We start from the raw sequence: 16151 nt of genomic DNA, 5'->3' as shown, positions 1-16151 counted from the left end.
GATCCAGGTAAAGGTTGGCTATAAAATTATTGGCCCGTAAGAGGATGCAGGTAGGAGGGCGTTAATAACCAATAAAGTTTTTCTGCTCTATCACCACCGAGCCTTTATTTTCGGTAGTGCTGATGTACATTTTTACATGGTAAAAGTCGTTATCGAAAACGTAGATGTTATTGTCGGCATCCGATCCCTGGAAATTCATGGTAAGCTTTCCACTTTTTGCCTGGGCTATTAAATTGAGCACATGCTGCGGGTTGCGGGTAGTGTAGGTTACGCTGCGTAAAACTGTGCCGCTTGAGATCATTGTGCTTACGCCAATAGTGAGGGTTTGCTCACTCACATTTGGGTTAACACTTCGGAAATGCTCAATTTTTTTACCGTCTTTTTCTTCTATATACTGATGCTTAAATACCCTGCCAAGCACTAAATAAGTATGGGCCTGCCCGTCAGAAAGATTGGTGAGGTTGGTAAGATCGTAAAATGTGATACTCTGCGCATTTGCACTCATCCGCAGGCAAAACAAAAATAGGATAAGCAGGTATTTTTTCATTTTATAGGATCCTCAACAAATATAATCTAATTCCGAAGAGTTAGGTCACCCTGAGTTAGAGCTTTAACAATTAAGCTTTAGCTCTTTTTTAGTACAATTTGCTCGTTAAGCATTTCATACACGGCTTTAAAAAACAGGCGCAAGCCCGGGTACTCTTCCCTGCTGTACTTGGTTTTATTGTAAATTATAACATAGTTTACAATAATAACACCTTCAATTTCGCCAACAATACGTTTAAAACTAATACTCTTATCTCCCATTACTGCGGTTAGCGATTTTGGCAACGCATCAACTTTATAACCAACCGGTACCTTATACCGCCCATTTATAGAGTAAACATTGCGGAAAATAAAGTCGATATCAGAAAGCCGGGTTTCGCTGATGAAAGGGTTTGGGCCAAGCCCGGTAAACAAGTTGGGGTTTATAAATATGTAATGTTCATCAGAACTGGTAAGCTCCAGTTTAAAATTAAAATCCTCCCGTAGTGGAACAGTATCTGTTTCCATGGCCGAAAACTGGTGGCCGCTTATCTCTAAATTGGAATTTCCCTCTTTCAGCTCATCCTCAATGTATTTTTTTAAGCCGAGATTATCAAATGTTTTCAGCTTGCTTATGCGCTTATAGTTCGAGCTGGTTTTTTGTACACTGCCCTCCAGTTTGCCGGCGGCATCTATGCTTGCGTTTACAAAAACCACTTCGGTTGACGGCACTACAGTGTTAAGCTTTATTACATCCGAGTTTTTTGTGTCGGGGTCAACAGCCACCATGTTTAAACCAAGCAGTTCGTAAGGTGTATCATTATAGGTATTATACTTACCTGTTGCATCCATCACATAAAAGTTCAGCGAATCGATAGCTACCCGCACTACTGTTTTGTTGAGGCGGCCAAAGCTTGGGTTTCCCAGTTCAATTTCGCCGTTATCGCGCGTTCCTAAAACCAGCAAGCTTGGTTTAATGCCGGCCAGTTTTAAAAAATGGTACAGTATCAGGTTTATTTCGGTAGAGTTGCCGGTTTTGCTTTGCCAGGCTTTTTTAAGGCCATCGTCGCTATACCATTTATCTACCTCGTTCCACTTCATAGTGTTTTTTACCGTATTAAAAACATAGGCAATTTTCTCGTGCTCATCTTTTATAGCGTTTGCATCGGTAATCAACTCGGCTTCTTTATCAAGCGGTAACTTTAACTGGCCGCCAAAATCGGGGTCGACTATGATCTCGTTCGCAATAGACGACCATGTGCGAAATCCCCGCGACGGCTTAAAATAAATCCCCTGTAGGTTATCTTCCAACGAATGCATATAAGGCTCGATCCGAAAGCCCGGTATTTTCGACATACTCCAGATGCGCGTACGCTCGCGGGTATCTTTTGCTATAAAGGTGGTATCAATATCCGTTTTTTGCGTTAGTTTTTTGATGATGTTATAGGAATAGTCAAAGTTGATGTGTGCTTCTACTTTGCTATAACGGTTTGGCAACACGCCCTGGAAAAACCAGTTAGGATAGTTGTAGCCATAAGTGGTTTTCCAGGTATATTTAATCTCTATCACCGATCCTGCTTTTACATTTGGCAGCGTGAAAGATATTGCGCGGCGCTCCTTATCTACTTTTTGGTTGTAGATGAGCTTGGGGTCTAAGGGGGTTACCACAATGGTATTGCCAACAAGGTTTATGGTTTCTGCCTCAATGTTCTTTATGTTCTCTGCACCATGGGCGCTGTAAAACTCCAGCCTTATATTCCCTTCGCTGGTTGCTTTGTCGTTAAATATTTTGATGCGTTTGTGGCGCTCCATTACTATCGCCTCGGTGTTGGTATAAGCAATTTTACCAACGTCAAATAAAATCATGGCGTTGGCACCTTTGTCAAAATCGCAGGAGGTTAGTTTGAGGTCGGCAGTGTCAATTTTTCCGTACGCGAGCGATTGTGCATTACTTTTAATGCCTGCAACAATAAAAAGTAAAAAGAGTAAGTATAGGTTTTTCAAATGATGTGGTTTGGTGGCAGCAAATTAACAAAAAACCGGGTAAGTAAGGTTATGGATGATAAGTTTGTACCGCGTGCCTCAATACATCGCCTTTGTAAAATAGAACATCTTTAAACTTTCCATCTATATAGCCCTGGGCTTGGTCGGTAAAGTTTGGCGACGAGGCATCAAATGAGTGCCCGCCGGTGATAATGGTTTTTGCTTTTACGAAACGGCCAAATTCTATAGCGGCTATAAAGCTATTGCCAGAGTAACCGTAGCGTTTTTTGGTGCCCGGCATTATTCTGCTTTGGAACGATGGCAGTTGCCCAAAGTTGGAGGACGTTAGGCCAACAGGCAGACTTGGCAGTTTATCGTCAAAAGTTATGCCGTCTGCCGGGCGCTGGTAGCGGTTGATGTCGCCCCATTGCATCTTCCAGGTGCCGTAACGGTTTTGCAGGCCGGTAATGGTATGGCTTAGCATGGCCAGCTGGCTTTCGGGTGTGATGGTTTGCAGCATTTCTTTTAAGCGCTTTACTATATAACTGGTTTCGCCGGGCAGGGGCGGCGGCATGGTGCGGAACATAGCACTGCCCCATTCAATAGCCACGGTGCTGGCAACCGAGTTTGCGGCGGTGCGTCTATCCCATGCTTTTAAGAGGGCAATGGGTTCGGCAAGTTTAGTTTTAACGCTGTCGGGCGCGGCATTATAGGCAGCAAATAAGCTGGGCAGCATATCGTCGAAAGCGCGCAGGTAATGGTCGTACCCTTTTGCTATCAATCCATCCAGCGTAAGGTTCTTGGCATCTTTAAGTAGGCTAACGGCGTTTACACCCCTGTAGTTTTCATCATCGGGTGCCATATATAGCGGGTATTTTGTTTTATCGGGACTGGCTGCGCCTGCCGAAGTAAATGGTGACGAATTACAGTTTTGGATATATCCGGTGGATGGATTGTAGACATGTACGATCTCGTCCAGCGAGTGCAAGCCTTTCCATTCTGTTGCGGGTGTGCTGCCATCTACAGGTAGGGCCCAGTTGATCTTCGGGTCGCGTTTGGGCATAAAATCGCCATACCAAAAAGCAGTGTTACCCTGTCCGTCGGCATAAACGGTATTGTTGCTGGTGTTGGCCAGCAGCCCCATCGCCTTTTTGTATTCGGCAAAGGTGTTTGCCTTGGTGATCAACCACGATTCCAGCAAAGCCTTGTACGACCGGTTGTAATGTTTCAACGCCAGCCACTTGCCATCCCTTGCGGCCAGCACCGGGCCATGGTGAGTATAATAAGCAGTGATATCGGTAGCCACCAGTTCATCGCCCTTTTTAACGCGCATAGTCAGTTTTTTAACGGTTACGGGTTTTAGCTTGCCATCGTATTCGTAAAACCATTTGCCATCTTTTTTTATCACTTTTTCGGCATACATATCGCCCACATCGGCATAGCTGCTGGTATGCATCCAACCGCAGTTTTGGTTAAAGCCCTGGTAAATAAAAAACTGCCCCCAGGTAACTACGCCATAAGCGTGCAGACCCTCATCGCTTTGTAGCCCAACCTCGCTGCGGAAGTAGAAAGGCACATGCGGGTTAATATAGAGCATAGCATGCCCGCTTGCCGTGCGCGATGGCGAAATGGCAAACCCGTTGGAGCCGGTTTCACGCTCCTCGTGCGTGTTAATAATGCTTTGGGGAGAATACACCGCGCCGATGTTATTAGCTGCATCGCCGTAAAAGGCCTGTGTTTCTTTTGGGGTAATGTCGCCGGTTTCGGTAGCGGCAACACTACCGTCGGTAAACATCAGCGGGAACCAGGGTTTGAATTTTTTAAATACCATCGGTGTTACCTCCGGGTGTTTGTAGAGGTAATAATTCACCCCATCGGCAAAGGCGTCCAGCAGTTTTTTAAACGAGGGTGCGCTGTTGTTATAATCTTTTATGGCATCGGCGCTATCGGCTATCAGTTGTAGCTGTACATCGGTATATAAAGGAGTAGCGCCATCGGCCTCGCTTTGGCGGCCAAGCTGGTACAGGTAATTACGTTCTATCCCTTTAAAATTTTCCTCGCACTGGGTGTACATCAGCCCAAACACCACACCGGCATCGGTTTTTGAATAGATGTGCGGCGTACCATAATTATCGCGGATGATAGTTACCGCTTTCGCCTGTTGCTGGTAACGGGCAATTTCTGCAGGGGTATGTTTTTGAGCGATGGATAGTAAGGGTAAAACAAGGACGATAAGGGTAAATATTTTTTTCATAGATAACAAAATAGGGCATCAACAGCCACCCACGGATGATTAATTTATCTTCAATCTCCTAATTTAATAATAATTGGTATAATCTGCAGGGATAGTGTAACGGGGCCCGAAAAGGGGTTTGATGGAAGTTAAGCGGGCCTTAATAATTGTTATTTTGACGGTTAAATTACCTGTTTAACACTATTTTAACACTAACTGTTTATCAATTGTACAACCTTTAAACAGAAAAAATAGAAGTAGTATAAGGTAATTTAGCTTTATCTGCAGCTAAATGCTGTATGTTTTTTGGGACAAAAAAAAATGCTTTAAAAAGTTTTTTACACTATCCCCCAAAATTACTATATTGCTACCGTGTTTATAAGGTTTTAATTTTCGATGTTATTTTATCGATAAATAAAATAAATAACCGTTTCGCTGTAACATATTGTACTAAAGCAACGTCTTTTTTACAAAAGACGGATATAATATATTTACCGCCGGGCCGTTCATTGTGTATCTTTGACACCGAATTGTGGGACTTTAAAAAGCGGGTACAATAATTGTATTGCTTTTGCCACAAAGAATTTAGTTACGATAATTTAGTTAACCGCCAGGTTATTAAATAAAGAGCTTGGGTAAAACTAACATGTTATCTGAGATTTAGTTGATCAGCATTATTTGAGAGATGATGTTGCAGAGGCGTTCCGGGGTGAGATACGGAACGCCTTTTTATTTACACCGATTCCACAGATTAATTTTGATTTCACCGATTGTTGCGGCCGATTTTTCAACGATTTATTATTGCTGCCCAGAACTTACCTAATATACAAATACAACAGCGCTGCTAATGCCGCGCCAAGGATGGGCCCTATTACGGGGATCCAGGCGTATGACCAATCGCTGTCGCCTTTATTTTTTATGGGGAGCAGCGCATGTACAATGCGCGGACCAAGGTCGCGCACCGGGTTGATGGCGTAACCCGTAGTACCGCCCAGTGAAAGGCCTATGACCCATACCAGCAAAGCCACCGGCAGCGCTCCAACCGAGCCAAGGCCAACAGGTGTTTTTGTTGGCGTTATCTCGGCCCCTGTGATGAAGAACACCACAAAAACAAGCACAAATGCACCAATGATCTCACTGGCGATATTTGAAAAATAATTGCGCACCGCCGGCCCCGTGCAAAAAACGCTTAAGATGGCGGCAGGGTTATTTGTTCGCCTAAAATGGTCTATATACATCAACCACACCAGGCTTGCGCCTATAAATGCGCCCAGGAATTGCGCAGCTATATAAGGCAGTACACTGCTCCAGACAAATTTGCCCGCCAATGCAAGCCCGATAGTTACCGCCGGGTTTAAATGAGCGCCGCTGTAAGGCCCGGCTACCGTAACCCCTACAAAAACGGACAAACCCCAGGCAGTGGTTATGACCAGCCAGCCGGCGTTGTTGCCTTTTGTACCTGTTAAAAGCACATTGGCCACTACGCCATTGCCTAATAAGATGAGCAGCATGGTGCCCAGTAGCTCTGCTAAAAATGGAGACATCAGTATATTGGTTTAAGGTTTATAATTGTATTGCTATGCCCCTGTTTCTTCGTCGCTCCAGCACTGGGCGGTACGGATGGCTTTTTTCCAGCCTTGTATTCCTTTACTAATATTCGGCAGATCGGCCTGTACATCAAACTCTTTTTCTGCCTGCCATAGTGCCCTTATTTCGTCTATATCTTTCCAGTAGCCTACCGCCAGCCCCGCCAGGTAAGCGGCTCCCAGGGCCGTGGTTTCCACAATGGTTGGCCTTATTACTTTACAATTAAGCAGGTTGGCCTGGAATTGCATCAGCAGGTCGTTGGCCGTAGCGCCGCCATCTACGCGCAATTCCTTTATCTTCATACCGGCATCTGCTTCCATAGCGTTCAATACATCCATGGTTTGGTAAGCTATGGAATGTATGGCGGCAAGGGCGATGTGCCCGGCGGTTGTACCACGGGTAATGCCCACAATAGTACCGCGCGCATCAGGGTCCCAATAAGGTGCGCCCAGCCCGGCAAATGCAGGCACAAAATAAACACCGCCGGTATCCGCAACGCTTAAAGCAAGCTGCTCTACCTCTGCCGAGGTTTTAATGATCCCCAGCCCGTCGCGCAGCCATTGCACCACGGCGCCCCCAATAAATATACTGCCCTCGAAGGCGTACTGCACCTGGCCGTTTATCTTGCAGGCTACAGTGGTAAGCAAGTTGTTTTTTGAGGCGATAAACTCGCTCCCAATGTTCATCAGCATAAAACAGCCTGTTCCGTAGGTGTTTTTCACCATTGCCTTGTCAATACACATCTGCCCAAAAAGAGCGGCATGCTGGTCGCCGGCTATCCCGGCTATAGGGATCTTTGTGGCGAATATAGTGGTGGCGGTTTCGCAGTATACCTCGCTCGATTGCTTAACCTCCGGCAGCATGGCGGCGGGGACATCCATCAGCGACAGCAATTGCTCATCCCACTGCTGCGTGCGGATATTGAACAACATGGTACGGCTGGCGTTAGTAATATCGGTAACATGCACCTTGCCCCGGGTAAATTTCCATACAAGCCAGCTATCAACCGTGCCGAAGGCAAGTTCGCCGGCAATAGCCTTTTCGCGGGCACCGGCTACGTTATCCAGGATCCATTTTATTTTTGTGCCCGAAAAATAGGGATCAATTACAAGGCCTGTTTTGTTACGGATGAGTTCCTGGTGACCGGCTTGTTTTAATTCTTCGCAAAAATCGGCGGTGCGGCGATCCTGCCATACAATTGCGTTGTAAACAGGCTCGCCGGTGAGGCGGTTCCAAACTATAGTGGTTTCGCGCTGATTAGTAATACCTATGGCCTTAATGTTGGTGCCATTGATGCCCATTTTAGCGGTGGCTTCGGCAGCAACACCCGCTTGGGTAGACCAGATCTCGTTAGGGTCGTGCTCTACCCAGCCCGGTTGCGGAAAAATTTGAGTAAACTCTTTTTGCGCCAGCGACCGGATCTTCCCGGCGTGGTCAAAAATAATAGCCCGCGAGCTGGTTGTGCCCTGGTCTAAAGCTAAAATGTAATCTTCCATAAATTAAGTATCCGTTGGTCGGTTTAAATTGGTGTTGCAGGTGATCCTGCCGGAAAATACGGTTCTAACAAATAGGCTTGCGCCAATAGTGTAAATGTATCAATTTGTTCCTTTTTCCATGCAGCATCTTTGTTAAGTTCTGCTGCAATTAAAGCGGCTACAGTTGGCGCCATATCAATTGCCGCACGGGCATCTAAAAACAGTGCCCTTACCCGCCGGGCTAAAATATCCTCAACGGTACGCGCCATCTCGTACCTCACACCCCATACCACTTCCGCAGCTATATAAGGCAGGCGCGGATGCAGTTTCTCCTTCCATGCGGCATCTTCGCCGGCAAACTGCAGCAGGGCGGCTTCGTCGCTGCCATAAACATACAGGTGACTGCTGCTGTCAACACCCGCCATGCTGCCGTGAATGGGCAAATCCCTGGTTTTACAGGGCGATGGGTTTAATTTACCAACCACAATGGCTCTGTCGATAGTATCTTCGCCCATTTTGCGGTAGGTTGTCCATTTGCCGCCTGTTATAGTGATGAGACCCGAACCGGAAACCACCAACTTGTGGCTGCGCGAGATCTCTTTGGTTGTTGAGGAATCTTTTTCGGGCGCGGCCAGTGGGCGCAGACCTGCAAATACGCTCAGCACATCTGCTTTTGCAGGTTGCTTAGTTAGGTATCTCCCGGCAGTTCGCAATATAAAATCGATCTCTTCCGGCAGTGCTGCGGGTTCCAGGCTATGGTTATCAAGTGGGGTATCGGTGGTGCCCACAACCAGTTTATCATGCCAGGGAACGGCAAAAAGCACACGCCCGTCGTCGGTCGCCGGGATCATGAGGGCATCGCCTCCCGGCATAAAAGAACGGCTAAGCACCAGGTGCACCCCCTGGCTTGGCCGCACCATGGGCTTTTTCCCGGGCTTATCCATGGTTAGCAGTTCATCTACAAAAACCCCGGTGGCGTTAACCACAGTTTTACCTTTAATAGGGTAGGTTTCGCCGGTCTCCGCATCGGTGGCCACTACCCCTGTTATATTCCCCTGCGAGTCTTTTATTAAATTAACCACCTGGAAATAGTTTAGCACGGTAGCGCCCTGTTCGATGCAGGTTTGGGCCAGATTAATAGCCAGCCGCGAATCGTCGAACTGGCCATCATGATAAACAACCCCTCCATACAATCCCTTTTGCTGTATGTTAGGCAACCGAGCGATCACTTGTTTTTTGGAAATATGTTTGGCCCTGCCAAAGCCGAGCCTGCCTGCCAAAAGATCGTAAAGGCTGAGGCCGATGGTGTAAAACAAACCGCCCCACCACTCATAATTGGGGATGATGAACGATTGGTTGGTGACGAGGTGAGCGGCATTTTTCGACAGCAGGCCGCGCTCATTGAGCGCCTCTCTTACCAGGCTGATATTGCCTTGTGCCAGGTAGCGTACGCCCCCATGCACCAGCTTGGTGCTTCGGCTTGATGTGCCTTTGGCAAAGTCGGCTTGTTCCAGCAGCAGCGTTTGGTAGCCCCTGGAGGCTGCATCAAGCGCAGCGCCCAGGCCGGTAGCACCGCCCCCAACAATAATCACATCCCAAACCTTTTCGGGATTGTTTAGCGCTGCAGTTAATTTACTCCTTGGAATATGCTCCATATATTTATTGTAAACTACTTCTCTAACTTCAGTTCCCCCTTCAGGGGGTTAGGGGGCTGCGGTTGTTGCCTTTTATACGTCGCCATAACCAGCGTTACCATGCGGTTGTAGGTATCCAGGCCTTGCGGCTGGTTGTTCGCTTTTAAAAAGTTGTCATAAAAAATGCCGGTTATTACGTTTGCCTTGTTTTGATAAGCCAGCCAGTATTGGCGCTCCTGCTTAAAATCGGCCTTCACCTGCGGAGAGATGCGCTTTTTTAATTCTTTATTCATCAGGCTATCGGTAAGGTACAGGCTAAACATAAATTCGCGAACGGCCAGCTGGTATGCCGAATAACGCAGCAGCCTGTTTTTGGAGCCGATAGCTGCCAGGTAACCCACAAAGTTTGCCTCATCCTCTGCCCCGTAACCCATCTGATGCGACATTTCGTGGCAGGCCACAAAGGGCCTTACAAAAACCGGCTGCTGGTAATTCAGCTGTGCCTCGGTAGTAAAGGGGTTGTAATAGCCCGATGTGCCGATGTAATTGAGCAAAGGGGTTAACAGTGATGGCTTGATGCAGGGACTATACGTTTTAAAATTTGCCGATGTGCCGCCCAACTGCCGCACGGCATTAATAGCTGTAGCGTAAATGGTATCGTTGCTTTGTTGCAGATCGGCAGGGGTAACGCGTGCACGGGAAGCGTTAGCGCTATCGATAAGTGTGGTGGTTACCGCCTGCAAGTCGACGGCTGTAAATTTGGATTCTTTTAAATTTAACCTTTCGGCAGCCGAAGGGCGGAAATAGTTCATGCCCCAAAAAATATAGAAAAGCAGCAGCCCGCTTTGGATGCCTATGATTACCCCTGTGATTAAGAGGCCGGCTCGTAAAAACTTCTTCTTTAAAAGCAATTTAATGAGTAAGATAACCGCATAAAAGAGGTAGGCAACAACAGCGATGTATACTACATCGCCAACGCTAAAGGGGAAGATATTTAAAACAGGATGGAGTACAAAACAAATAGCCGGGTAAAGGCCCTGCGAATAGTATTTTTCAACCGCCTGTGGGTGCCCTGCAAAAAGCATCAGCAGGTATATGGCTAATGCCAGGGCCAGTATAACAGCCACTCTTTTTAGTAAAGGTTTCCCGGCGAAATAGCTTTTCATTTGGCTGGTAAATATATAGGTTAAAGAAGAAAAGGAGAGGGGCGAGAGGAGAAAAGCCGATAAAAAGACAAAGCCCCCCGGGTTATACCGGGAGGCTTGCTATTTAAAATCACAAAAAACTATTTTACAGATACCGGTACTGATACCTTATCCCAGTTTAAAGAGAAACCTTTAGCATTGATTTTGTAAACCAAACGCTCGCTCATGGCCGATGCTACCGGTTTTACGGTTACACGCAGGGCGTCTTTGGTTTCGTCGTATTTATACGCGCCCCATTGTTTAGCTACTTTATTGAAGATAATGGTCCAGGTAGTTTCGGTAGGGATAGCAAAAAAGCCGTAAGTGCCTGCGGGCAGTGTTTTACCTTCAACCTTAATATCTTTTGTGGTGGTAAATACGGTTGCCTCGTTTGCACCGGCACGCCATACTTTACCGTATGCTTCTAATTCGCCAAATACTTTGCGGCCCTTTACAGATGGGCTGCCGTAGTTAATGGTAATGGTTGAGCCGGCAACTTTAGCGCTAACGCTATCGCGTGGGCTGGCCGGTTTTTGCTGTGCAAATGCAAAGCTGGAAACTAATAAGGCAAATACAAAAAATGCTGCCGCTTTAAACTGAAATGTTTTTCTCATCATGTTGGTGTTTCTTAAGTTTAATTATTAACGTGTCCTTAAATATTTATTGTGCGCAAATATAATGGCATTAATTTATAACAGTAGTGGTTTTTTATAATACACTCCAAATTAGTTTATGAATACTCCTGTCGCTTAAAACTTTCCGTTGGGCTGCATGTTATACAACCAGAACGCACATTGCAGTTAGGAATTGACCGAAAGGTTAAACAATTGTTGTGAGTTTTTGCCCTCGTGTTTCAACAGACATGAGGGTTTTTTATTCGCCGCAATATTTAATTAGTTACCGGTCATTGTTTTCTATCACGAAGGGCACCTCAGTTGGTAAATAAACGTACTGATTTTCAGTTGAGCAAGGCAAGAATATAATTGTTTGTTTAAAGCGGCCGGTTACTCGTCATCTTTTATCTCTTCCCAATAAACCGTTTCCTGGTAAATATCATTTTTGATGGCAACCTGTGCTTTTATTTTTTCCAGTTCGGCTTTCATCTCTTCGGCACTGAGCGAACTTACCAGCGAATGGTAGTATATGACATAGCCGGTGCGGCTATTAATGAATTTATAATGTTTGTCAGCAGTATTCATGGCAGAATTGCTTTATATCACTATAATATAAACTGCCGGGGTTTTGTTTTAGTATTTTAAGCTGAGGTATTTAAATTTTAGCTTAAAGGTTAATAGGCCTGTCAACTTCAAAAAAAGCTGACAGGCCTATGTATTGAGATATTAAACCGCCTCTACTTCAAGCGGTGTAAATTGTTCATCGGCACTTGGCCCGTAACTGCCGGGGATAGATACATCCAACAGGCGCAGGTAAACGCCTAATTGTGCGCGGTGGTGTATAATTTGCGAAATCGTCATCCGTATCACTTCCCATTTAGCCTCGCGGCTGTAAATTTCCGGGCCGTTGCGCAGGGTCCAAATTTCGTTCATTATCCATTCTTTATTGGGCACTAATGATGCTTGTGCCTCGGCAAACGATTTCTCAAACAGCGCTACCAGATCATCGGTATTGTTGATGATGGTTGGGTTGTAAGGGGCGGCGGCAAAGTCCAAACCTTCGGTAGATAATACCATGGGGATCCAGGTTGGCAGTTCGGCAATGTGGGTGGCCAGGCTGCGGATATTCATGCTTTTTGGGTGTGGTTGCCAGTCGTATTTGTCGTTTGGTACGCGCTCCAGCATTTTGCGGGTGGTTACGGCTTCTAAATTTAATTGTTCCAGAAAAAATTCGATGGTTGTCATAGCTTGTTGTTTTAAGTTTATGATACAAAGAAACAGGGGGCTAATGACAGCCCTATGTCAGCAGGGAATAAAAAACTCAAAAAGAATAAAATACTATGCATGCATAGTATTTTATTCCTATCTTTACGGCAACCAATTATAACCCTGATTTTAAAATGGACCATTTACTAACCGATACTCCTGCCGGCTTCGATTTTTCTGTAAGCGATAACCAAAAGATGATAGGCCAGATGGCCAAAGATTTTGCCGAGAAGCATATTAAACCTAATGTAATGCTGTGGGACGAGGAACAAAAATTCCCCTTGGAGCTGTTTAAGCAATTGGGCGAAACCGGCATGATGGGCGTTTTGGTTCCCGAAGAATATGGCGGCTCGGGCTTTGGCTACGCAGAATATGTAACCGTTATAGTTGAGATTGCCAAAGTTTGCGGCTCTATAGGTTTATCGGTAGCCGCGCATAATTCACTGTGTACCGGGCATATTTTAGCATTTGGCAACGAAGAACAAAAGCACCGTTGGTTACCTAAGCTGGCTACTGCCGAATGGCTGGGCGCCTGGGGATTAACAGAGGCCAACACCGGCAGCGATGCTATGGGCATGAATACCACAGCTGTTTTGGATGGCGACCACTATATTGTAAACGGATCGAAAAACTGGATAACACACGGCAAAAGCGGCGGTGTAGCCGTAGTAATGGTGCGTACCGGCAATAAAGGCGATAGTAAAGGCATCTCTGCCCTGGTGATAGAGCGGGGTACGCCGGGCTTTAGCGCAGGCAAAAAAGAGAATAAGCTTGGGATGCGTGCATCAGAAACTACCGAAATGATATTTGATAACTGCCGGGTGCCTAAAGAGAATTTGTTAGGTAACGAGGGCGAAGGCTTTAAACAAGCTATGAAAGTGTTGGATGGCGGTCGGATCTCTATCGCGGCGCTGTCTTTAGGCATCGCCAAAGGCGCGTTTGAAGCAGCAGTTGCTTATTCTAAAGAGCGCCACCAGTTTGGGCAGCCTATAAGCAGTTTCCAGGGGATCTCGTTTAAATTGGCGGATATGGCCACCGAAATAGAAGCGTCTGAATTGTTGGTAATGCAGGCCGCCGACCTTAAAAACCGCCACCTGCCGGTGACCAAGCAATCGGCCATGGCCAAATACTTCGCATCGGAAGTAGCGGTGCGTTGCGCTAACGAGGCCGTGCAGATCTTTGGCGGATACGGCTATACGAAGGATTTCCCTGTAGAAAAATTTTACCGCGATGCCAAGCTTTGCACTATAGGCGAGGGGACATCAGAGATCCAAAAAATTGTAATAAGCAGGGAAGTGTTGAGGTAGGGAGGCTTCAAGTACTTAACTGGTGCCGCTATAAATGTTGAATTTGTAGCGGCTTTTTTTTTAGATAGGTCCGCCTGTATGAGTAATAGCGCTACCGAACAATGATTCGCCAAAAAGCCCATAAATAAAAAAAGCAGGATTGGCCTTGCGCTATTCCTGCTTTCGTTTAATCTTAACTAACTATTAACTGACCGATTTTAATTCGGTTAATTATTGGTATAACTACTAAATTGTATTTATAGTATAATAATTATATTAGAAATTAATATTTTCTATTCGAATTAGCTCTACCCACTGCATCAGGTGGTTATGTGAATATGAAGCGTTCGGAATTTTAATTCGACTTATATACTGTTTATGGCATGTTTGTTCTGTATTATTCCAATTTAATCTATTTTAACAGAATTTAATTTTGTTATTGTGTCTTTTGCTGATACCTTTAACCGGTAAATCAGTGATCGTCTTCCATGAAAAAAATATTTTGCTTTTTCCTGTCCGTTCTTTCTATCGCCACCTTAAAAGCCCAGCAATCGCAACTGCAGAACATTGCCGAGGATAACGGTTTGCCCGGTATTCAGTTAGCTTATACCAATAAAGGTAAAACCACCGAATACAACCTTGGTACGGGTAAAGAGGGGCTGACGAAGCAAATAACAACTAACACGCTGTTCCGTGCCGGCTCATTGGGTAAAAGCGTATTTGCCTACGCGGTTTTAAGGCTTTGCGATAGGGGCGTGCTCTCTCTTGATACCCCACTAATGCATTATATAGGTACCTACTCCAGGTTTGATATGAAGGACCCGCGCTACAGCATGATCACCGCGCGGATGGTGCTGAGCCATACCAGCGGGCTGGCCGAGTTTCCGCAGTTTGAGACGGGCGAACCGGTAAAATTGCTGTTCGCGCCGGGCAGTTCTTATGCATACTCTGGCGAGGGTTATTGGTTTTTGCAAAAGGTGATTGAAAAACTCACCGGCATGCACTTTGAGCAGGTGATGCAGGAGGAGGTTTTTAAACCGCTGGGCATGCATAACAGCACCTACGTTCAAACCAAGGAAATGGATATCAGCGTAATAGGCCCCGAAAGCCCCGATCTGGCTCCGATGTTGCCGAACGCTGCGTTTAGCTTGTTGAGCAACGCGCACGATTATAACTTGTTTTTACAGGCGCTCTTAGTCGGCAAGGGTTTAAAACCTGCAACACATCAGCGAATGTTTAGCAAACAGTTGCGCAAGCCGCAGGGCAATACCGATACAGCTAAATATGTCAACTGGGGGCTGGGCGTTGGGCTGGTGCAAGGCAAAAATCAAAACCTCATTTGGCATTGGGGCAAAACCGACGATTTTATTTCTCTGTTTGTGGCCAACCCCGCCACCGGCCAAAGCCTGGTTTTCTTTACCCGTGGCCCGGCCCTAAAAGTTGCCGACCAGATCATCAGCCTGTTTTTGGGCAGGCAAACGGCCCTCACCATGCGTCCGCTGCATTTTAGGTATGATGAACCTGATACTATGGCGCGGCTTTTCTCTGCTTTGCGGGCACAAGGCTTCGGCAATGTGCCGGCGGTATTTAAAGGGTTGCAAAGCAAAGGATATCAATTTTCCGAAGGAGATATTAATTACTATGGCAATGTATTACTGCGTAACGGGAAAAACCGGCAGGCCCTCGCCATATTTAAACAGCAGGTTGCTATGTACCCCGCAAGCGCAAATGCCCGGGATAGCTTTGCCGCCGCTGCCGAGAGTTTGGGCGATACTTCGCTGGCCATAACAAATTATAAACAATCGTTAAAGTTGGATACGGCTAATCAATCTGCCGCATACCATATTAAGAGTTTGCAGCACCCCGGTTTCACAGCCGCGCAGCTTGGGGCTTTCACGGGTAAATTTACACAGAGGGGCAGCCCGCAATTATACCTGCGGTTTGCCGTGAAAGGGAATGTATTAATACTTACACAATCCTGGGATAACCATCAACTGGAATTTTTCAGGGTAGATGATCTGGAATTTTATAATACCGAAACCACCTTTAAGCTGAGATTTGAGAAAGATAAGGCCGGGAGCATCAGCAAAGCTTTTGTGGCGACGCCTGTAGAATGGCAGAAGGTGGGGGAGTAGGGGGGCTTAGATCCGGATAGAACTGTATTTTTATAATTGTTATCACAGCTCTAACTTACCTAACCCCGCTTGGCGGGCAAGCGGCTACTACCGTTGTTTAGCTGACCCGTCCTGAAATAACTATACACTAAAAAAAGGTGTATGAAAATAGAGGATGAAGATTTAATAAGATCGGGTCGGCTCTTCGCAGGGGTTCATTTCCCGAAGGGTTTACGGGAAGAGCTGATCC

The 16151-nt window shown here is 46.1% G+C and carries 12 protein-coding genes; 2 read left to right on the top strand and 10 right to left on the bottom strand.

Annotation, left to right across the window (positions count from 1 at the left end):
* Positions 1-61: 61 nt before the first annotated feature.
* The 10 genes from ABIX36_RS26465 to ABIX36_RS26420 form a co-directional block, all read right to left on the bottom strand.
* Positions 62-547: a hypothetical protein gene (locus ABIX36_RS26465; RefSeq protein WP_348085178.1), complete on the bottom strand. Its 486-nt coding sequence runs from the start codon at positions 545-547 to the stop codon at positions 62-64.
* Between the two features lie 77 nt (positions 548-624).
* On the bottom strand, positions 625-2529 hold the full coding sequence (locus tag ABIX36_RS26460) for a DUF3857 domain-containing protein (protein ID WP_348085177.1): 1905 nt from the start codon (positions 2527-2529) through the stop codon (positions 625-627).
* Positions 2530-2578: 49 nt separating this feature from the next.
* On the bottom strand, positions 2579-4762 hold the full coding sequence (locus ABIX36_RS26455; protein WP_348085176.1) for a penicillin acylase family protein: 2184 nt from the start codon (positions 4760-4762) through the stop codon (positions 2579-2581).
* Between the two features lie 794 nt (positions 4763-5556).
* The gene (locus tag ABIX36_RS26450; RefSeq protein WP_348085175.1) at positions 5557-6285 is read right to left on the bottom strand and encodes an MIP/aquaporin family protein; all 729 of its coding nucleotides are present in this window, start codon (positions 6283-6285) and stop codon (positions 5557-5559) included.
* A gap of 33 nt (positions 6286-6318) precedes the next feature.
* On the bottom strand, positions 6319-7824 hold the full coding sequence (gene glpK, locus ABIX36_RS26445; protein ID WP_348085174.1) for a glycerol kinase GlpK: 1506 nt from the start codon (positions 7822-7824) through the stop codon (positions 6319-6321).
* A 23-nt stretch (positions 7825-7847) separates the two neighbouring features.
* A complete protein-coding gene (locus tag ABIX36_RS26440) occupies positions 7848-9458 on the bottom strand; it encodes a glycerol-3-phosphate dehydrogenase/oxidase (protein ID WP_348085173.1) in 1611 nt (536 codons plus the stop codon).
* 14 nt (positions 9459-9472) lie between these two features.
* Positions 9473-10603 carry a DUF3810 domain-containing protein gene (locus tag ABIX36_RS26435; protein ID WP_348085172.1) on the bottom strand — a complete coding sequence of 377 codons (1131 nt, stop codon included), beginning with the start codon at positions 10601-10603 and terminating at the stop codon, positions 9473-9475.
* 119 nt (positions 10604-10722) lie between these two features.
* On the bottom strand, positions 10723-11238 hold the full coding sequence (locus ABIX36_RS26430) for a DUF2911 domain-containing protein (protein ID WP_348085171.1): 516 nt from the start codon (positions 11236-11238) through the stop codon (positions 10723-10725).
* A 387-nt stretch (positions 11239-11625) separates the two neighbouring features.
* Positions 11626-11820 (bottom strand): hypothetical protein, encoded by a 195-nt coding sequence (locus tag ABIX36_RS26425; RefSeq protein ID WP_348085170.1) that lies wholly within the window; start codon positions 11818-11820, stop codon positions 11626-11628.
* A 141-nt stretch (positions 11821-11961) separates the two neighbouring features.
* Positions 11962-12480, bottom strand: coding sequence for a DinB family protein (locus ABIX36_RS26420; protein WP_348085169.1), 519 nt, complete (start codon positions 12478-12480; stop codon positions 11962-11964).
* Between the two features lie 155 nt (positions 12481-12635).
* On the opposite strand from ABIX36_RS26420, the gene ABIX36_RS26415 reads away from it, so the two are divergent.
* Together ABIX36_RS26415 and ABIX36_RS26410 are read left to right on the top strand one after the other, a co-directional pair.
* A complete protein-coding gene (locus ABIX36_RS26415) occupies positions 12636-13808 on the top strand; it encodes an acyl-CoA dehydrogenase (RefSeq protein WP_348085168.1) in 1173 nt (390 codons plus the stop codon).
* A gap of 467 nt (positions 13809-14275) precedes the next feature.
* Positions 14276-15922 (top strand): serine hydrolase, encoded by a 1647-nt coding sequence (locus tag ABIX36_RS26410; protein ID WP_348085167.1) that lies wholly within the window; start codon positions 14276-14278, stop codon positions 15920-15922.
* Positions 15923-16151 lie beyond the last annotated feature (229 nt).

Origin of the sequence: Mucilaginibacter sp., assembly GCF_039925265.1 — a bacterium.
GTDB lineage: Bacteria > Bacteroidota > Bacteroidia > Sphingobacteriales > Sphingobacteriaceae > Mucilaginibacter.
This window is presented reverse-complemented; position numbering and strand designations above follow the sequence as displayed.